Raw genomic sequence first — 20820 nt, forward strand, 5'->3', positions numbered from 1 at the left:
ATTATTATTACTGCGGAACTTTATTCTACATTCAAATACCATATGAAAATCAGGGAGACTATTAGGTGTTGTTCATTTTTTCTAAGAACACATCTAAAAAATTTCCTCTAAGATTTCGATAATTGAGTTTAATATTCAAATTAAATGATGTATAATAGTAACTCCTTCGCGCGAAGCTGAGAAAGACTATCAAGGATATTTCAATTCACCTCCCCACAAGAAGAACCATATTGCTACAACGATGATTAACACCGTACTCTTCAAGATTTCAACTCACATCTTCACGAGGAGGATGACGGCAACTTGCACCAACACGACCGTATCCAACATCATTTCAACTCACATCCTCACGAAGAGGATGACTTTACCGTTGTTTTTACAGTTTCATCCGGTCTGTATTTCAACTCACATCCTCACGAAGAGGATGACATAGGTAATTACAATCATAATACTTTTCCACGTGTATTTCAACTCACATCCTCACGAAGAGGATGACATCACAGAGAAAGGAGAGATCACACATGGCAACAATTTCAACTCACATCCTCACGAAGAGGATGACAGCAATTTTAAACAAAAATAATCTGTTTAAAATCGCATATTATATCAGCAATAAACATTTTATATCTATTGTTGATATCTTTTTTCATTTTCACATATATTTTTAAGCCTAGTTTTCTCCTTTTTTGGTGCGAATGTCCTAGGAAATTTATGTGCACTTATCATTCGCACTAGAATATCAACGTATCCTTAACATCAAAACCAGGCTTAGCACCAATGTGCTCTACTTTATTTTTATATTTTTCACCCAGATAATAAAATCTAAGGCTATCTACCTCTTTATCTATAATGTTCTCTAAAATATTTTTTACTTGTCTACATTTGGTTGCATCCATTTGACATTCAAATACCGAATTCTGTACTCTCTGTCCATAATTAGTACATTCTTTTGCAACTTTTCTCAATCGTTTTCTTCCCGCTGCTGTTTGAGTATTTACATCATATGTAATCAAAACTAACATCTTTCCACCTACTTCCAGAAAAACGGAGGGTATTCATCTAAATCTCCTCTTAAATACCTGGCTAATAACATACTCTGCACATAAGGAGCCATTCCCCACTCTATTTTTTCATCTAAAAATGGATGTTTAATGGTTTCCTGCTTCTTAGATTGCCACGCTGACAAGAAATCCTTTCTTCCTTCATCTGTCATAATAACCGCACCATTTTCTTTTTTTATGAAATATTTTTCTTTCATAATCTTTTTATTAATCAGTGTCAGTACAAATCTATCTACCATAACGCTTCGGAATTCTTCCATAAGATCTAGTGCCAATGACATTCGACCGGGACGGTCTGTATGGAAAAAACCTACATATGAGTCCAATCCTACTGCTTCCAATGCACCTCCGCACATTCCAGCCAATAGAGAATATCCGAATGATAGCATCGCATTTACATTATCCAATGGCGGTCTTTTATTTCTCCCATGGAAATAAAAATTGTCTTTTTGCTGCAAAATCAAATCGTCAAATACCGAAAAATATACTGAAGCTGCTTCTCCTTCTAGTCCAAGTAGTTCCTCTGCATTTTCACATTCTCTTATTTTTCCCATGCTCTGAGCTAAAAACACTGACTTTTTCTTTATCGTTTCCACATCTAAACGCAGCGCATAATCTCTTGCAGCTCTCTCCAGAATCCACCTTGAATTATATACTTTTCCAAGAATAAAATTTCTTGCTATATGTACACTTTCATCCCGATTATCACTGATTCTATATTGTTGTTTTCTTAATGTAACATTCCCTTTTACTTCACCTGTAACTCGGGCTAGAAATCTTCCATTTCCAGACATAAAAGACAAATCAATATTCCTCTGTGCACATACTCCCATAAGCGCCGGACTCGCTCCTGTATAGCCAAATGTAATTATCGCTTGTAAATTATGTAATGGAATTCTTCCGATTTCTTTTTGATCTTCCAATACCACAACATTTTCTCCATCTAAGGACAAATATTTATTTCCAGATGTCACATACAACGTATTTAAAAGTCTTTTCATTCTTTTTCCTCTTCTGAAATAATTTTATCAATATATCCGGAAACTGACTTTTTCTTATTTAGAACAGGTAGACAAATGTCTTTTAATGAGCATGCATTGCATTTTTTACTTATTTTCACTTTTGGAGTATAACATTGCTCATAATACTTATGCATTTCCGCAAACATTTTTCTGACTTTTTCTCGTATTTCATCCGTAAATTCTACTTTTGTACGATGCCTCGTTTCTCCATAATAAATATAGCCATGTGGTATTGTGCAACACAACATTTCTTCTAAACATAATGCCTGTGCCGTTACTTGAAGGATATCGGAATCATCTGTTTTTGGTTTTCCTCTTTTATATTCTATCGGAACTACTTTATAAAACCCTTCTTTTCCAGACAAACTGATTCCATCCTGCACTTTATGAAATTCTACCACATCACATTCACCGCTCACTCCCATTTCCCGGGAGTGAATCGGCATTGCTCTCACAACTATCAAATCGCCTCTTTTTTCTTTAATACTTGCATCGTGAGCATTTTCATGAAGAATCTTACCTTCCACTGTTCTGACATTTTCTTGCCACTGTAGTTCTATATACGCTAGTGCCCATTGTCTCCTGCAAAATTCAAAATGCTGAATTCCTGATAATTGAAGAAAGTCTTCTTCCTTATACAAATTAAAATTCCTCCGGTTGTTTGCATCCTTCTACATCCCATGAAATCTCATAATCCTCGAATTCTCTCGGATGTTCTTTTTTTGCTTTAATAGTGAATCCTCTTTGAATTTTACCACTGGAAACTGCCGGTGTTTTTTCATCATGCTGCCACCAGTACATTTTGCAAACTTCCATACTTCCTTCCGGTCTTGCAGAAGACGCATCATTCTCAAATAATGTCTTTAATGCTTCTTTTAATACTTCCGCATCTTCCTGACTAAAACCTGTTTTTTCAGCAAGTTGTACATTTACACTTCCCATTACCTTATATACAGCAAATCCAACTCTGTGTTTTGTTCCCATCGTATCAGATGCTTTACTTTCTTTTCCAGATTCACTATTCACACTTTTTGTAATCTGCATACTGATAATATCGATTGGTGATAAACTTACTGCCTGATGAATAGAAACAGGTCCCCGTACCCCGAAAGACACCGGAATTCCTTTAAATGCAAAGACTTGTCCAAAAGCTCTTACATCTAACCATTCTTTGCATGCAATTGCTGCACAAGCATCACGATTTGCATTTTTCTTATTTCCCATCTCTGCTTTTAATTCCTCACAGCTATCTGCTCGGTCTTTTAAACTGGTATAAGCATCATCTGTTCTATCATCTGACTGAACAAAAATCTTTTGTCCTAAATCCTGAAAACGATTTCTAATTTTTCTCTTAATACATACATCTGAAATTTCTCCAAAACCATCCATATTAATTCGCGGACGGTTTCCGTTTAATGGATCTCCGTTTGGGTTGGCATTGTTTGCACTGATAAATAATGTGAAATCAATTTTTCCTTTTAATTCGCTCATGGTCTACTCCTCCTCTTTTTACTCTTCTGAACTTTCTTCTTTTTCTTCAGACTTCTCTTTCTTTAATTTCAAATCATATGCCTGATTATGGAAACCAAGTAGATATAAACCTTCTAATCTACTGTTATCAGTAAATGTGCTTTTATCAAACAGCTCATCAATTTCATGCAATAGATTTTCGTAAAATGTCCTTTTTGCAATATCTAGCTTGTTCAAATATGGTCGAATATTTTCCTCTATAACTTTCCACGTTTCATATGGTCTTTGAGAGAAAGTGCTCATATATCTTTTTGCATTTGTAACTCTTCCATTATCTTTCTCGTCATATGTCAAATATTCAATTCGATCTGCAACTGCCAGCAGTCTTCCATACAGATAATTTCTATCTGTTTCCTTTTTATCTAATGCCACGTTCCATTCCTCCTTATATCTATCCTTTTTATCCTTTTTTACAAACGAACATGCTAATGTCAAAACTCTTTCCCAATTTCTTCGTTCCTTATATGCTAATGGATTGGATGCCTTTGATACTGCAAGCATCACGTAATCATACGGAACCCTAGTACCATTCCATATACATGGAAGCAATCTTTGAGCTACTTGTGCATAGAGTTTTTTACCATTGGCATCCACTATAGACACCGTTCCCTTATTCTCAATACCATATAAAATATCTGCAATATCTTTAACACCAATCATTCCCGCAAATTGTATTCTTTCTCCATCTTTCCATTTTGTATGAATCCAGTTACAATCGTTATGCCATTTTTCTATATTTTTCAGATATCTGACAGAATTCAGCTCTTGATTTTCAATCAACGCTAATCTTCCCGGTGTTGCTGCATCAAAAGCAAGCAAAATCATATTCGAGGTATTATCTATCTTTTTTCCATAGCCTCTTAGTGCTTATAGAACTTATCGGCGGTGATTGGATTTCCATCGGATACAATCTCCCCTGTAGACCAGTCATCTTCCCAATCATCCTCAGCATTTCCAACATGTTCCCTTTCATACTCAGATACAATTGCCTCTGTATCCCTCTCCCATTTTGGCATGCTTAATTGATTTGACTCCCATGTCACAATTGTCATAGTATCGAAAAAAGTGCCTTGTTTTCGAATAATCCACTTCAAAGCATTGTGCGCTTTTTGCGAGGTCTCATTTCCTACTGCAAATGCCTCTTCCTTACTTGTAAAACGTCCTCGATAGGTGAAATTTTGACTGTCATTTGCAGAAATCAGCTTTGCTCCATCACCTTCATTTCTAATTTTCTTTGAATGAAGATAAGAAATAGATTCCATATTTCCTGTCAAATAACATATACCTTTTTCTTTTTCCTGTGACCTAACATATTCTATATAACATTCCTGTAAGGTTCTGTCTTTCCAACATTCATCCGGAGTTTCCTGATATATTTTCTCATCAAAAGACCGTATAATAAATCTTACAAAAGCTTTTGGTTGTGGAATTCCTTGAATATTTTCTTTCTCATCTATTTGATTTTCTTCATTAAGTTTTATAATTTTATGTGCAACTAAATCTTGAATTAATGTCGATTTTTTCAAATACTCATAAACTGCTCTGACCTTTTCATGACAATAATCGGATTCTACCCATTTTTCAAGCTGTGAAATATATAGCTTGCTACATACTCCATCGTCTTTATAATATTTTTTATAGTCACCGGCAAGATATCTCAAATTATCACATAATGGATGTGGCTCTTTTCCGGCTGTACGACTTCCCGATTTTTCTGTAACTGGTATAATCGTCAATTTGTCGTTCTGATCCACCTGTTCTGCACGAACAAAATTACCGTCTTGGTCTATCGTTACCGTTATCTGTGCTGTTACAGTTGTATGAAATGTTGGAAGAAGTACATAAGGGATATCTCCTCGATATTCGATAACTCCAATCTTATCGCTATTTTTCTCGTATAAATCAATCAGTTCATTTATCCAACTCAATCTTCCACCTCCTCATCTGTAAACTCTTCTAATCCCACAAAATTATTCTCTTCTTTTCCAAATACTTTTCTTTCCATTGGACGGATATGTCTTTTCTCCGTACAATCCTCCGGTCTGGTAAATTCTATAATTCCACCCTTTTTCATTACCGGCCTCCAGAAACGCACTGTCATTTGGTCTTTATCTTCATCCAGAATTGCCTCTTCCGCATAAGTAATCCCATGATACATAAATCCATAACCCACTTCTCCCGGCATTGTATCGTAATAACTCTCGCCTTCGCCAAATACACATGGTTCCACAAACGCCTGACATTCCCTTGTTCCCAAGAAAATATCTCTGCGGCCACCTCGTTTTACCATCCTTTTTGCAATATTATGATGCTTGTTTTCATTTCTATCCTGCTTAAGTTCCGTATGATTGAGGTTCATCTCAAAATGTGCCCGCACCTGATATCTCACATCTTTTAAATAGGTATAATATGCCAGTTCATTTCCACCATTATATGCAATTGGTCGAATTCCTTTTGTCTCAGTCTGAATTGGATTCATTACTCTTACCGCGTCAATGATCCAAATAATCGTAGGCTTCCAGTAAATACTTTCCGTAATTCCTTTTAATGCTTCATAAGTCGGAATATGATAGCTTGTCTTTTCTCCTCCCACTCTCATAACCGGATCTGAAAAAAGTGCATGTGTTCCATACACTTCAAACTCTATTGTATTTCTGTATCTTTTCAAAAATCTCACCTCCCTCTATAACATTTGCAATTCCATATTAGGTTCATCCACAACACCTACTTCCTTGTTATAATATCCATCACACAATACCAATATCTCTCCATTGCAAATTTCATATATAGCATTTCCGAGTTTTTCTTTTCTTTTTTCAGAAATTCCCACTGTATATCTCTGCAATTTTCTTAAAATCTTTCTCTGCTCTTCTATCTCGAGATAATCCTGCGATAATTTATCCAATAATTCTCTCTCTTCATCATTATATGGAACTACAACACTAACTTTATAATCATTAGAAATAACTTCAAACGCCTCTCCTGCGGTCAAAAAAGCCTGCGGTAATTTTGTCTTTACTTTTTCTCCATTTCTTCTGATATATTGTAATTGTCCTACTTTATTTTCTCCCAATAACTCTATAATCGTGGTTGTTTGTTTATCTATCAAAAATTTCGTTTCATTTGTTCTAAGTTGGGAATAGTAATTTAAATAATATGCTTTTATTGCCTCTTCTGAATCCAATGTATCTCTGAATTTTAAAGAATTATTTTTATAATCTTCCAATACTTTTTGTAATGCTGCCTGCGCATTTCTAATTTCCTGCAAATGACTTAATTTCTCTGCTTTTTCGGACATCTGTACAATGAAAACAGTTCCCATTCTTCCTAATTCCTTATGTCTATTGCATCGTCCTGCTGCCTGAATTATATTATCCAAACCTGCTTTAGACCTCACAACACACCCGAATGAAAAATTCACTCCTGCTTCAACAACCTGTGTACTTACACATATAATCTTTTTCGATTGTTCATTCAAAATTTGTTTTATAGATTTTAATGTATCTAATTTATGTTGTGGACACATATTATTGCTCAAATGAAAAAGTTCATATTCTTGTGGACATATCGCTTTTAATTGTTGAAATGTATTCATTGCACAAGCCGTAGTATTCAAAATAATCAATGTACTTTGATATTGTTCTGTTTTTTCCCTCACAAATTCACTTAAATCTTCTATCTCCATACCGCCAGGATATAATTCTGTTACATCTTTAATATCTGTCCTTTTAAAAGCATCTGCATACTTTTCCGGTCTTCCCGCCATTTCCATACATTCACAAATGTTATTCTCTTTTATTGATGCCAATGTTGGCTGCGTTGCTGAACACAACACAACTGTCGTACCACAAAATTGAGTAAGAAAATTCACAGCCAAATTGAAAAGTTCCATACATTTTATAGGAATTGCCTGCACCTCATCAAATATGATAATACTGTTACATAATGTGTGCATTCTGCGGATACAGCTTTTCTGAGCTGAAAATAATGTATTCAAAACCTGTACTGCCGTGGTCACTATAACCGGTGAATCCCAAGTTTCAGTAAGTTTACGATACCGTTCTTCTTCTCCTTCTTCGCAAACCACATTACAATGATGCTCTAACACAACATCCGCCTTTCCTATTGCTTTTCGAATCTCCTCGGCATTCTGAATCAATATAGAATTAAATGGTGCTATATAAATAATGTGTTGTTTTTTTGTCTTTTTCGCATGATACAGAGCAAAGCGCAAACTGCTAAGTGTTTTTCCTGCTCCTGTCGGTACAGTAAGTCGATAAAGATTTTGTTCTTTGTCTGCAGCTTGTCTACACAAATCCGAAATTTCTTGACGAAAAGTATTTAACACATTTCCATTCGATGGATTATTTTGAATTTCCTTCGACATATATTGTTCAAAATTCTCTATACATTCATTCCAAATCTGCTGCGTCTCCTCCAATGAAATTCTCTTTGATAACGGAATATCTTGAAAAAAACAAGCAGTATCCGTCCAGTCACCATCAATGAGTAAAGATAAAACCAATCTCAGATACATTCCCATAAAGAAATATCTATTTCCACATTTTCGTTTTGATATTTCCGATTCTTTATGAAAAATATTGATTTTTCCTTCCATGTTCTTATATGTTTGAATCGCTTTTTCACAATATTCTTCCAATATCTCTTTATCATAAATCTGAAAGAATTCTTTCTTTATCCAGTCATAATCTATTTGTTTTTCATCCCGTTGTTGCTGTAAACTTTGTCCATTATCTAGATTGATGCAATCTCCCATTCCGTGATGAAAATATATAACCGTACTGATAAATTCTGAAACACTTTTTTCCTTCAGTAACTCCCTGATTAATCTTCCGCCAGCAGTAGAATGATCCAAACCATGTTTATGAGCATCATCCCCATATTGTAGAATCTTCTCAAAATCTTTTTGATTTTCTCTTCCCAGCTTTCCTACATCATGAAACATTCCTATCAAAGTAACCAGTATCTTTAATTCTGAAGGAGAACACGTCTCCGCTGCATAGTTCGCAACATTTTCCGAATGTTCTTTCATCGTCTGATATCTACCTGATTCATAGTCTACATGCGCCAAATCTCTTTTTATTTCGATTTTATTTTCCATCTAGCCCTCTTGTGTTATCTGTGTATATTTTTCTTTATTCAGTTTTCTATTTTATATATTTTTACTATATTTTATCAAATTAAAGAATGCCATACAAGGCAGAATCCAAGAAAGCATTCGCTTTATAAAATATCAAAAGGATTCTGCCTTACCTATGTTTTATTTTCCGGATTCGTTTCACTGGGATATAAATTTCTGTTTTGTATTATATGAGCAATGCCAGTTCTACTGTTGCCGCGGGCATATGTAAGGCAAGAGCGTTCCGAATACACTTTGTTCAGTATGTTAATAAGAGCAAGAACAGGCACCACATACGGTAACTGTTCTTGCTCTTATGTTACATACTTTCAAAGGGATAAGGTAAAGCGGGCCGATGCCCGTGATAATAGTAGAACTGGCATTGCGACCATTTAAAATATAGATCCCAGTTGAAAGAATCCTAATTCAACAAATCTTACTGCACCTTCGCAATATCGATCAGTGACAGTTTCTTAATATCTGTATTCTCAAGACTTGTGATCAGTGCATATGCTGTGTCAATTGCAGTCAGTACATTCACACCTGTCTCGATTGCATTTCTACGGATTACAAATCCATCTCTTGAATGCTCTGCACCCTGTGCCGGGATATCGATAACAAGATCGATCTTATGTCCGAGGATCAGGTCAAGAAGATTCGGTGATTCCTGCTCGATCTTACGAACCGGAGTAGCCTTTACTCCTGCCTCATTCAGTGCACGTGCTGTTCCGCTTGTAGCAAAGATATGGTATCCAATCTTCTCAAATCTTCTTCCGATCTCTACTGCGTCCGCATGGTCTTCGTCACGGACTGTCATGATCATATTTTTATGCTTCGGAAGCTTGATTCCTGCTCCGATAAATGCTTTATAAAGTGCTTCATCAAATGTCTTCGCAATACCAAGACATTCTCCTGTAGACTTCATCTCTGGTCCAAGGCTGATATCAGCACCGCGGATCTTCTCAAAGGAGAATACCGGCATTTTAACTGCTACATAGTCAGCTTCCGGCTGAAGTCCCGGTGTGTAACCAAGATCTTTGATCTTCTTTCCTGTAATAACCTGTGTTGCCAAAGGAACAATCGGGATACCTGTTACTTTACTGATGTATGGCACTGTACGGCTGGAACGTGGGTTTACCTCGATAACATATACGTCATCTTCGCCGCACACAATAAACTGGATGTTGATCATACCGATAACATGGAGTGATTTTGCAAGTCTTCTTGTGTACTCAGCAATCTTTGCTTTCGCTCCTTCTGTCAGGCTCTGTGCCGGATATACGGAAATACTGTCTCCGGAGTGGATTCCTGCACGCTCGATATGTTCCATGATACCCGGGATCAGGATATCTGTTCCGTCGCATACTGCATCGACCTCAATCTCTTTTCCCTGAAGGTATTTATCTACAAGGATTGGGTGATCCTGTGCGATTCTGTTAATGATTCCGATGAATTCATCAATATCATTGTCGTTGATTGCAATCTGCATTCCCTGTCCACCCAGAACGTAAGAAGGACGAACCAATACAGGATATCCAAGTCTGTTGGCAACTTCTTTCGCTTCTTCTGCTGTGAATACTGTTCCACCTGTCGGACGTGGAATCTCGCACTCTTCAAGAATCTCATCAAAGAGCTCACGGTCTTCGGCTTTGTCTACATTCTCTGCAGATGTACCAAGGATCGGTACTCCCATCTTCATAAGTGCTTCTGTCAGCTTGATTGCTGTCTGTCCACCAAACTGTACAACTGCTCCATCCGGTTTCTCAATATCTACGATACTCTCTACATCTTCCGGTGTCAGTGGCTCGAAGTACAGCTTATCAGCAATGTCAAAGTCAGTACTTACTGTCTCCGGGTTATTATTTACAATGATTGTCTCATATCCGTCTTTTGCAAATGCCCAAGTACAATGTACAGAACAGAAGTCGAACTCGATACCCTGACCGATACGGATCGGACCGGATCCAAGAACAAGTACTTTCTTCTTATCTTTTGTCTGTTCAACTTCATTCTCGCTTCCATATACAGAGTAGTAATATGGTGTCTCTGCAGCGAACTCTGCTGCACAAGTATCTACGATCTTATATGCTGCAACGATACCGTTTGCATGACGCATATCGTGAATTTCCTGCTCTGTCTTACCTGTCAGCTGTGCGATTACATTATCCGGGAACTCGATACGTTTTGCTTCTGCAAGAAGCTCCGGTGTAAGTTCCTGTGTCTTCAGAGCTGTCTCCATCTCTGTGATGATCGCAAATTTATCGATAAACCACTCATCAACTTTTGTAATCTCGTGGATCAGATCGTAAGAGATTCCTCTTCTGCATGCTTCTGCAATTCTCCACATACGCATGTCATCTACTTTCTTCAGCTGATCGATCAGTTCATCATCTGTCAGATCTGTGAAGTCATAAGACATCAGACTGTCTACATGCTGCTCCAGAGAACGGATTGCTTTCATAAGAGCTCCCTCGAAGTTATTACAGATGCTCATAACTTCTCCGGTTGCTTTCATCTGTGTTGTCAGCGTTCTCTTTGCACTGATGAATTTATCGAATGGAAGTCTCGGGATCTTAACTACTACGTAGTCAAGCATTGGCTCAAAACTTGCATAGGTCTTCTGTGTGATTGCATTCTTGATCTCATCCAGATTGTATCCAAGTGCGATCTTCGCTGCAACCTTCGCAATCGGATATCCTGTTGCTTTGGAAGCAAGTGCAGAAGAACGGCTTACACGAGGGTTTACCTCGATTACACAATATTCAAATGTCTCTGGGTGTAATGCATACTGTACGTTACATCCACCTGTGATATTCAACTCACTGATAATGTTCAATGCGGAAGTACGTAACATCTGATATTCTTTATCGCCCAGTGTCTGAGATGGTGCAACTACAATACTGTCTCCTGTATGAACTCCAACCGGGTCAATATTTTCCATATTACATACTGTAATACAGTTTCCGGCTCCGTCACGCATTACCTCGTACTCGATCTCTTTCCATCCTGCGATGCAGCGTTCAACAAGAACCTGACCAACACGGGAAAGACGAAGACCATTCTCAAGGATCTCTACTAACTGCTGAGAATCATGTGCGATACCACCACCGCTTCCTCCCAGTGTATAAGCAGGACGAAGAACAACCGGATAGCCGATCTTATTTGCAAATGCAAGTCCGTCTTCTACATTTTCTACAACGAGAGAAGCTGCAACCGGCTCACCGATCTTCTCCATTGTCGCCTTGAACTCCAGACGGTCTTCTGCCTTTTTGATCGTCTCAGATGTTGTTCCGATCAGGCGTACATTATTCTCTTTTAAGAATCCAGCCTCTTCAAGTTCCATTGCAAGGTTCAGTCCAGCCTGTCCTCCAAGTGTTGGAAGTACACTGTCTGGTTTCTCCTTTTTGATCAGCTGCTCAACAACCTCAATTGTCAGTGGCTCGATATAAACACGATCTGCGATATCTTTGTCTGTCATGATTGTTGCAGGGTTTGAGTTGAGAAGTACAACCTCAATCCCTTCTTCTTTCAGTGAACGGCAGGCCTGAGTTCCTGCATAATCGAACTCCGCAGCCTGTCCGATGACGATCGGACCAGAACCGATAACTAATACTTTTTTGATACTATTATCTCTTGGCATTATTTCTCTCCTCCCATCATCTCAAGAAAACGATCGAACAGGTATCCTGAATCCTGTGGTCCCGGGCATGCTTCCGGATGGAACTGAACTGTAAAAATGTTCTTTCCAACATATGCAAGTCCTTCGTTTGTTCCGTCATTTACATTCTTAAATGCAGGAACTGCAACGTTTGGATCAATCTTGTCTTCATCAACAACATAGCCGTGATTCTGTGAAGAAATGTAGACTCTGCCTGTCTGAAGATCTTTCACCGGATGATTTCCACCACGGTGTCCGTATTTTAACTTGTAAGTTGTACCACCTGTTGCAAGTGCCATCAACTGATGTCCAAGGCAAATGGCAAATATTGGGATATCTGTTTCATAAAGCTTTTTGATTTCTTTGATAATTGATGTACATTCTGCCGGATCTCCAGGTCCATTGGAAAGCATAATGCCATCTGGATTAGATGCGATGATCTCCTCCGCTGTTGTATCGGCCGGATAAACGGTCACTTCGCAGCCGCGATCATTTAAAGATTTTGCGATGTTTTTCTTAGCTCCAAGATCAAGAAGTGCAACCTTCTTACCTGTTCCTTCTAAAACGTATTTCTCCTCACATGTAACTTTGGAGACAACACCTTCTACCTTATAATTCTTCAACTTAGAGATTACTTCCTCAAGATCGTAATTCTCGTTTGTTGTGATCATACCATTCATGGTACCTTTTTCTCTTAAGATTTTCGTAAGAGCACGAGTATCAACTCCTGCTATACCCGGAATATCATATTTCTTGAGGAAATCCTGAATTGTACCTTCACATCTGAAGTTACTTGGCATTCTGGATAACTCCCTCACAATATATCCATCTGGCCATGCCTTTAATGACTCCATATCCGGTGTAATTCCATAATTACCAATCAGCGGATATGTCATAACCACTGCCTGTCCCGCATAAGAAGGTCCGTCAGTACCTCAAGATATCCTGTCATTGAAGTATTAAATACGATCTCGCTGATCATATCTCTCGTCGAACCAATGCTTGTTCCTGTAAACACAGTACCGTCTTCCAAAATAAGAAACGCTTTCATCTGTTCACCCTTTCCCTTCGTAAAAATATTTTTTCTCAAAAGGAAGGCGCTCATGGAGTCTTTATTCCAGAGCGCCCTCTTTCTCAAATTGTAAAGATTATACTACAGCATGAGAGACATTTCAACATCATTTTTGATGAATAACTTAGTACTTTTATTAATATATATTGGTATTTTTTACTTATAAATGGTATTTTATGCATTTTTATGAATACCAGAAGATCATTATGATCCGCTTTCTGTCATCCACAGCATACGTATATTTCACTTCTTCCAATTGTCTGAAGTCAACAAGAAACTGCGCCGCCTGTGGAATCAAATTATCTATAATTTTCTCTTTTGCAACTTCATAAACAGCATTTTCCGAAAAACGGATGGCAAACATTTCCTGTCCCTGTTCTATCCCTGCTTTCATTTTTTCATAGATTTCATTCTCATCAAATGTTTCATAGTACAGACCGTTGATTCGATAATATTCCAGATCATTGGAATCGCACACCGGATACGGCACAAAATCATCCTGCTGATGATCTGTAAAAATTTCTTCATCTGTACAACATAGATACTCATAATTCACAAGATCATGAGGTAGCGTTTCTCCCGTCTCATTCTCCTGAAAGATCGGATCTCCGAAAGTCACATCCATCTGATAATACTTATCATCACATTTCACTATATTCCATGCATGTGCCCCCTGCTCTTTTACTGTTCCCACAACGTAAATACATTCTATTCCCATCTGTTTCAACAGATATTGAGCTGCTCTGGAATATCCTGCGCAGACGGATCTTTTTCCAACCAAAGAACTATAAATATTCTGATTATCCAATGCGTTTTGATCATAATCCACCGTATCTACAAGATATTTGAAAATGTACTTGATCTTCTCATACTCTGTCTCACATCCCTGTGCACCTGCAAGTGCCTCTTGAGCCGCATTTTCAATCTGCTCCTGTCTGGATTCTCTCTGATCCTGTGTGCAGATATAAGACGGATGAAACTCAGTATAATCTTTGTATACCGTCATTTTTGAGCTCCCGTCACACCAGAACAATTCCGACCGGTCATACATCAGATATTCGTATATCTTTCCAGCCTCATCATTCTCTCCTGCATGAAGAAGAATGGTCTCTTCCATGGAACGAACCCCCTGCAGGATCTCACGATAAACCTGTTTTTCCTGTTCCGGCAGCTGCTGATAATAAAAACCATCTGCAACGTCTTCTTCTGATACATTTAACTCCGGAAATTCTATTTTCTGACCCGAATCAGACAAAAGTATATTTCCAGACTCGCAGAATAATCCAGGTGTTGCTTTTATCATCTTTAATACACCTGCTACTCCGATTATCACAAGAAGAAGCATAAGAAACACGAATCCTTTTCTTCTTGTTTTTCTATTTCTTCGTCGTTTTTTCCTTTGTCTTCTGTCTCTTTCCATTAATTTCACTGTCTCCTGTCTGAACTGTTCCTGTACTTTATGAAAGTTCCGCTATTCTTGACACGCCAACATAAATTTCCGATATCTTATACCATGTTTTATAATCTATCTCTCCGGTTACCGGAAGACCGAATATAGATTGAAATTTCCGGACAGCCGCTTCTGTTTCAGGTCCATAGATTCCATCTTCCTCCAATTTAGGGATCTCCGGATATGCACCCGCAATTACATTCAGCTGTTCCTGTATCTGGCGCACTTTTGGGCCTTGTGAACCTTGTTCCAGTGTATATCCCGGCCAGGAGGACGGAATACCTGAAATTGCTTCTGCCGTATTGATATACATATCGTCACCATAATAATACCTTAGAATTTCAATCGGAGAAAATCCCTGTTCTCCCAGACTTTTTGACCCCCACTGTGTCAACCAGTTTGGACAACTCACTCTGCGACCATCACAATACTGTGTCAGGATTGGCTGGCGCACATTCGGCCGTGACAGATAGTCTGCAAACAGTTCATCCACAATCACTGAAATAGGCTCAAATATATTGCGCTCCGGGATCCATTTATGGTCAAATGCCGTTGATGATGTAATTGTAAAATCAAACCCTTTATTTCGATACCATTCCGTATAAACCCTGTTTAAAGTGAATGACATAATTGCCAGCACATTTGCCCTTATGGTGTCTGCCGGCCAGGTTGCATAGATTTCACTTGATGCGACATTTTTTATATAATCTTTGTACTTCACATAATAATCCTGTGCTGTAGAATCCCGCGGTGATCCATCATGTACGATAATATATTCCGGTACAACCACACGGCTCAAGACAATTTCTCCTGTTTCATTTACTGGCTTAATCTCTTCCTCTGCAATCTTCGGAGGATAATTTCCATATAAAGTATGAGCAGGGATGACGAATACCTGCTCTTCTTCCCTGCTCTGATCCTTTTGTTTCATGCGTACATTCTGGATTGCCTTTGTGTTTGCCAGGATCTCTGTTCCCGAAACACTTATCGACTCAAATCCCTCTGCTTCAATATTCAATGTATATTCTGAATATGGTTGACGTTCTTCGTTCTCATCCAGACTCCATTCTTCCGGTGGTGCATTCAGTTCAACCACTTCTGTCTGACCGGAAGAATCCGTCACCACCTGTTCTAATATACTTTCCGGAATTCCTGTATAAGAGATGGAAATCCGCGCTTCCTTTACCGGAAATGCATTCACAGAAGATGTAACATTTATCTGCAGCTGACCACGATCGGTCAGATTCTCCTGCGTTTCTTTGCTTTCAATTGAACCTTGTGACCCTTGTATCGGTTGAAAAAGTTTCATGGTTTGTCTCCCACATCTGATTCGTTTCCTTTTTCCAGTATATGCGGGAAACTCCTATTCTTTCCTGTTTTCTACACAAGTTTCAGAATGTCATTAAACATAATAACAACCATCAATGCCATCAGAAGCACAAATCCTGCAAAATGTACCATGCCTTCTTTCTCAGGCGGTACTCTTTTTCCGCGAACAGCCTCAATGATAAGGAATACAAGACGTCCACCGTCCAACGCCGGAAGCGGTAACAGATTCATTACGCCCAGATTGGCGGTCAGAAGTACTCCTATATTGAGAAGATTTAAAATCACTACTACCATGCCTGCCGGAGCTGCTTCCTGATAAACGTTATCTACCGCACTGACAATTCCAACCGGACCGGAAAGATCTTTTACTCCTACCTTTCCGCTGATCAACATTTTCAGACTGTCAACTGTATATGTGATCCAATACTTCACCGTATATGCTCCGTATCGAACTGTTCCAAACAGACCCGGACGAACCATCTCACCACCTGTAATTCCAAGCAGAGGAAAAGCATCTCCCTCGTTCTGTTTTGGTTCCAGCACAACGGTATAATCCTTACCATCACGTTCATACTTAACTTCTACACTTTTCGTCCCGGCATGCATCATATTATACAGACTGATATCATTCCAGATATGAACTGATTTCCCTCCGATTTTCTTAATTACGTCTCCCGGTTCAATGCCTTCCTCCTGCGCTGAATATCCATCTGTCACATTACTGACAATCGGTGCTCGATATCCCGTCCAGCCAATAATAATCATGCAGAGGATCCATGCAAGAATAAGATTAAACACTGGACCTGCAACAATTACTGACATTCTTGCCCAGACCGATTTGCTGTTAAAGCTCCCTTCAGACATATCATCCACATCATCTTCTCCCATCATGCAGGCTCCACCAAACGGAAGAAGCTTTAAGCTGAATTTCGTTTCTCCAAACTGTTTTCCAAAAATAGTCGGTCCAAGCCCCAGAGAGAATTCATCCACACGAATCTTATTCTTCTTTGCAAGCAGAAAGTGTCCTAATTCGTGAAAGATTACAATCGCACTGAATAGCAGAATTGCCAAGATTATGCCCATACATTACCACCTGTTTTTAATAAATTCATATGTTTCCTGTTCTGTCTTTAGTATCTCCTCAACGGTTGGAGCCGCAATATTTTTATGCGCTTCCATACACGCCTGAATAATCTCAGGAATCTGGAGATACTTAATCTTTCTGTCAAGGAACAGCGCAACTGCTTTCTCATTTGCCGCATTTAACACGGTCGGAAGGGAACCTCCTGTTCTTCCCGCTTCAAAAGCAAGCTTCAATCCATAAAATGTTTCCAGATCCGGCTGTTCAAACGTGATCTGCTGAAGTGTCGAAAAGTCCAGTCTGTCACCCGGAAGATAACGACGTTCCGGATAATAGAGTGCATACTGGATTGGAAGTTTCATATCCGGTGTTCCAAGCTGTGCGATCACTGCACCATCTTCGTATTCCACCATTGAATGAATGATACTCTGTGGCTGCACAACAACCTGAATCTGATCTACATCCACTCCAAAGAGCCATTTCGCCTCAATCACTTCAAGACCTTTGTTCACCATTGTAGATGAGTCAATTGTAATCTTGCGTCCCATTGCCCAGTTTGGATGTTTCAATGCATCCTCTACCTGGATGTTCGCCAGATCTTCCAGTTTCTTTCCTCTAAATGGTCCACCGGATGCCGTCAGGAGAATCTTATGCAGAGCCTTCTGCTGTCCTCCCTGAAGAGACTGGAAGATTGCGCTGTGCTCGCTATCCACCGGAAGAATAGAAACCCCTTTTTCCTTTGCCAGCGGCATAATGATATGTCCTGCTGTGACCAGTGTTTCTTTATTTGCCAAAGCAATATCTTTTCCTGCATTAATTGCTTCAATTGTAGGAAGAATTCCAATCATTCCGACAATTGCTGTCACAAGAATCTCTGACTCCGGCTGTCTCGCTACTTCAAGCAGTCCATCCATACCGCTTACTACTTTAACATCCAGATCATTTATTTTGTCTTTTAATTCATTTGCTCTTTCTTCTTTCCAGACTGCTGCCAGTTTCGGCTTAAATTCTCTGATCTGTTTCTCCAGAAGATCAATATTATTCCCTGCTGCAAGTGCCGTAACCTCCAGATCGCCATTTGTCCTGACAATTTCCAATGTCTGTGTTCCTATGGATCCTGTAGATCCCAAAATTGCAATTTTCTTCATCGTAACTTTTTACCTCTATTCTGCATTTATGTTACGATCCACAAAACTGTGGATCAGCAACGCATCTATCACACATGTATCTCCTTTTACAGAAACAAGGAAAGATAGAAAATAATAGGTGCTGTAAAGATTACACTGTCAAAACGGTCAAGAATTCCTCCATGTCCCGGAATCAGTTTGCCATAATCTTTAATATTGTGATATCGCTTGATTGCAGAAGCTGCCAGGTCCCCGATCTGTGAAATTGCTCCACCGACTGCACCAATGATCGCATATTGCAATAAATCTGCCGCCGCATTTCCCCAGTAATTAATTGCAAGTCCATACAATACTCCGATCAATGCCGCACCGAGGATTCCTCCGATTCCACCTTCTATTGATTTCTTCGGACTTAAAATCGGTGCCAGCTTATGCTTTCCGATCAACATACCGACACAGTATGCACAAGTATCACATCCCCAGGAGCATACAAATACAAGCCATACCGAGAAGATTCCTCCCGGAAGATTTCTTGTCTGATAAATGTAAGAGAGCATCACTGCCACATAGAACATTCCGAAAAAGCCTGCAAAAATCTGCTGTGTATTATATTTCGGATAGGCAAATACAAGAACCGCCATCTGACAGATCAAAAAAGCCATAAACAGCATAACAAACCAGTTTAAGGATCTCCCGGAAGAAGCGGTTTAAAATATAATACCCCATAATACAGGATTGCAAAAATATATCCGACAATTCCAGGTGCCTTCTTCTCTATGTGAAATACTTTATACAACTCTGTCATTCCGATCAGGCTGATTAATAACAAAACTGCAAAGAGCAGGTTTCCGCCCGTGATCACTGTGACAAGTGCGATGATCACTAATAGTATTCCACTTAGCAACCTTGTTTTAAACATCTTTATTCCGCCTCCTCTACTCCGCCGAATCTTCTATGCCTGCGGTTATATTCTTCCACCGCTTTTATAAGCTCTTCTTTCGTAAATGCCGGCCACGGAATATCTGTAAAATAAAACTCTGAATAGGCCAGCTGCCAAAGCAGATAATTCGATAATCTTTGTTCTCCGCTTGTACGGATCATCAAATCCGGATCCGGAATGTCATTTGTATCCAGATAAGAATTAAATAATGATTCATCGATCATATCCGGATTTACTTTGCCGGCCACACAATCCTTCGCAAGCTTTCTGGCTGCTCTTGTCATCTCATCACGGCTTCCATAATTCAGGGCAATTGTAAAATTAAGCCCTCCATTGTTGGCTGTTGCCTCTTCCAGTTCTCTGATCCGGCTCTTGATATCCTCATCCAGCGGTTCAATGTCACCGATCACACGGATCTTCATATCATTCTTTGCCGCTGTCTTCAGACATGTTTTCATGTAATTTCTTAAAAGTTTCATCAGTGCATCCACTTCATTCTGTGGTCTGCTCCAGTTTTCTGTAGAAAATGCATAGACTGTCAGGTACTTGATTCCCATACGCCATGCTTCTTCACAGATTTTCTCAACATTCTTGGCTCCCTGTGCATGTCCGTAATTTCTCGGCATTCCTTTTGATTTTGCCCAGCGTCCATTTCCATCTAAAATAATCGCAATATGCTGTGGTACGTTCATTTTCTCATCCTCTCTGTCGCAACTTTTTTTAAGAAGAAATGGAGGCCTTAAATAAGCCTCCATGTTCTTAAAAACTTATCTGCGTACAAATAATCTGTAAACAGTTTTTCCACATTACAATCTGACAATTCAGCTCTGCTGTTTTCGATTTAGACTGTCATGATTTCCTTGGACTTTGCCTCTACCATCTTATCAATCTTAGCAACATACTTGTCTGTGATCTTCTGAAGTTCATCTTCAAGATCTTTGATCTCATCTTCAGAAATTTCCGTTCCTTTCAGTTTCTTGAAAGCAACATTTCCATCACGACGAACATTACGTACAGCAACTTTCGCTTCCTCACCTTTTTTCTTAACATCTTTCGCAAGTTCTTTTCTGCGGTCCTCTGTCAGTTCCGGGAATACCAGGCGGATAGATGTTCCATCGTTTGTCGGGTTGATTCCGATATCAGATGTAAGAATTGCTTTCTCAATTGCCTTGAGCATGCTCTTCTCCCACGGCTGGATCTGGATCATACGTGCTTCCGGTACAGATACATTCGCTACCTGCTGGATCGGTGTTGGTGTTCCGTAGTAATCAACTGCCAGCTTATCCAGTACATGTGGATTTGCACGCCCTGCACGGATTGTAGCAAGTTCTCCATCCAGATTGTTAATTGTCTTTGTCATCTTATCATCATAGATTTTGTTTTTTTCATTCATGCTGTAATTCCTCCGCT

Annotated in this window: 17 protein-coding genes, 1 pseudogene and 1 CRISPR repeat array; all 18 genes and pseudogenes read right to left on the bottom strand. The window is 39.1% G+C overall.

Translation table 11 applies throughout. From position 1 onward, the window contains the following. Positions 1-265: 265 nt before the first annotated feature. A CRISPR array of direct repeats spans positions 266-562; the repeat unit is 32 nt; unit sequence ATTTCAACTCACATCCTCACGAAGAGGATGAC. A 169-nt stretch (positions 563-731) separates the two neighbouring features. Then, positions 732-1022 carry a CRISPR-associated endonuclease Cas2 gene (gene cas2 / locus DXB52_RS05150; RefSeq protein WP_055161640.1) on the bottom strand — a complete coding sequence of 97 codons (291 nt, stop codon included), beginning with the start codon at positions 1020-1022 and terminating at the stop codon, positions 732-734. Between the two features lie 8 nt (positions 1023-1030). Then, the gene (cas1c, locus tag DXB52_RS05155; RefSeq protein WP_117962133.1) at positions 1031-2062 is read right to left on the bottom strand and encodes a type I-C CRISPR-associated endonuclease Cas1c; all 1032 of its coding nucleotides are present in this window, start codon (positions 2060-2062) and stop codon (positions 1031-1033) included. Then, positions 2059-2724, bottom strand: a complete 666-nt coding sequence (gene cas4 / locus DXB52_RS05160) for a CRISPR-associated protein Cas4 (protein WP_118106676.1) — start codon at positions 2722-2724, stop codon at positions 2059-2061. The genes cas1c and cas4 overlap by 4 nt, the downstream gene beginning before the upstream one ends. Position 2725: 1 nt before the next feature. Then, the gene (cas7c, locus tag DXB52_RS05165; RefSeq protein WP_118106677.1) at positions 2726-3574 is read right to left on the bottom strand and encodes a type I-C CRISPR-associated protein Cas7/Csd2; all 849 of its coding nucleotides are present in this window, start codon (positions 3572-3574) and stop codon (positions 2726-2728) included. 18 nt (positions 3575-3592) lie between these two features. Continuing rightward, positions 3593-4456: a type I-C CRISPR-associated protein Cas8c/Csd1 gene (locus DXB52_RS05170; RefSeq protein WP_472519970.1), complete on the bottom strand. Its 864-nt coding sequence runs from the start codon at positions 4454-4456 to the stop codon at positions 3593-3595. Between the two features lie 17 nt (positions 4457-4473). After that, a complete protein-coding gene (locus tag DXB52_RS05175; RefSeq protein ID WP_118106679.1) occupies positions 4474-5541 on the bottom strand; it encodes a type I-C CRISPR-associated protein Cas8c/Csd1 in 1068 nt (355 codons plus the stop codon). Next, positions 5538-6281, bottom strand: coding sequence for a type I-C CRISPR-associated protein Cas5c (gene cas5c, locus DXB52_RS05180; RefSeq protein ID WP_117569982.1), 744 nt, complete (start codon positions 6279-6281; stop codon positions 5538-5540). The genes DXB52_RS05175 and cas5c overlap by 4 nt, the downstream gene beginning before the upstream one ends. A 15-nt stretch (positions 6282-6296) precedes the next feature. After that, entirely contained in the window at positions 6297-8735 is a 2439-nt protein-coding gene (cas3, locus tag DXB52_RS05185) for a CRISPR-associated helicase Cas3' (RefSeq protein ID WP_118106680.1), read from the bottom strand. A 454-nt stretch (positions 8736-9189) separates the two neighbouring features. After that, positions 9190-12393 carry a carbamoyl-phosphate synthase large subunit gene (carB, locus tag DXB52_RS05190; protein ID WP_015529665.1) on the bottom strand — a complete coding sequence of 1068 codons (3204 nt, stop codon included), beginning with the start codon at positions 12391-12393 and terminating at the stop codon, positions 9190-9192. After that, positions 12393-13462, bottom strand: a pseudogene (locus tag DXB52_RS05195) (carbamoyl phosphate synthase small subunit). Before DXB52_RS05195 ends, carB begins: the two are co-directional and overlap by 1 nt. Before the next feature lie 205 nt (positions 13463-13667). After that, positions 13668-14903: a transglutaminase domain-containing protein gene (locus DXB52_RS05200; protein WP_118106681.1), complete on the bottom strand. Its 1236-nt coding sequence runs from the start codon at positions 14901-14903 to the stop codon at positions 13668-13670. A gap of 37 nt (positions 14904-14940) precedes the next feature. Next, complete coding sequence (locus DXB52_RS05205) at positions 14941-16242, bottom strand: peptidoglycan-binding domain-containing protein (RefSeq protein ID WP_118106682.1); 1302 nt, start codon at positions 16240-16242, stop codon at positions 14941-14943. Between the two features lie 71 nt (positions 16243-16313). Then, positions 16314-17345, bottom strand: coding sequence for an RIP metalloprotease RseP (rseP, locus tag DXB52_RS05210; RefSeq protein ID WP_118106683.1), 1032 nt, complete (start codon positions 17343-17345; stop codon positions 16314-16316). 3 nt (positions 17346-17348) lie between these two features. Continuing rightward, the gene (dxr, locus tag DXB52_RS05215; RefSeq protein ID WP_020436664.1) at positions 17349-18491 is read right to left on the bottom strand and encodes a 1-deoxy-D-xylulose-5-phosphate reductoisomerase; all 1143 of its coding nucleotides are present in this window, start codon (positions 18489-18491) and stop codon (positions 17349-17351) included. An 86-nt stretch (positions 18492-18577) separates the two neighbouring features. After that, on the bottom strand, positions 18578-19132 hold the full coding sequence (locus DXB52_RS05220; RefSeq protein ID WP_472519967.1) for a phosphatidate cytidylyltransferase: 555 nt from the start codon (positions 19130-19132) through the stop codon (positions 18578-18580). Between the two features lie 20 nt (positions 19133-19152). Beyond that, the gene (locus tag DXB52_RS16715) at positions 19153-19389 is read right to left on the bottom strand and encodes a phosphatidate cytidylyltransferase (protein WP_472519968.1); all 237 of its coding nucleotides are present in this window, start codon (positions 19387-19389) and stop codon (positions 19153-19155) included. Between the two features lie 2 nt (positions 19390-19391). After that, positions 19392-20165: an isoprenyl transferase gene (locus tag DXB52_RS05225; RefSeq protein WP_227159791.1), complete on the bottom strand. Its 774-nt coding sequence runs from the start codon at positions 20163-20165 to the stop codon at positions 19392-19394. Between the two features lie 86 nt (positions 20166-20251). Continuing rightward, positions 20252-20803 carry a ribosome recycling factor gene (frr, locus tag DXB52_RS05230; protein ID WP_015529657.1) on the bottom strand — a complete coding sequence of 184 codons (552 nt, stop codon included), beginning with the start codon at positions 20801-20803 and terminating at the stop codon, positions 20252-20254. Positions 20804-20820 lie beyond the last annotated feature (17 nt).

It is taken from the genome of Ruminococcus sp. OM04-4AA, from assembly GCF_003462585.1.
In the GTDB taxonomy this organism is placed as follows: domain Bacteria; phylum Bacillota; class Clostridia; order Lachnospirales; family Lachnospiraceae; genus Mediterraneibacter; species Mediterraneibacter faecis.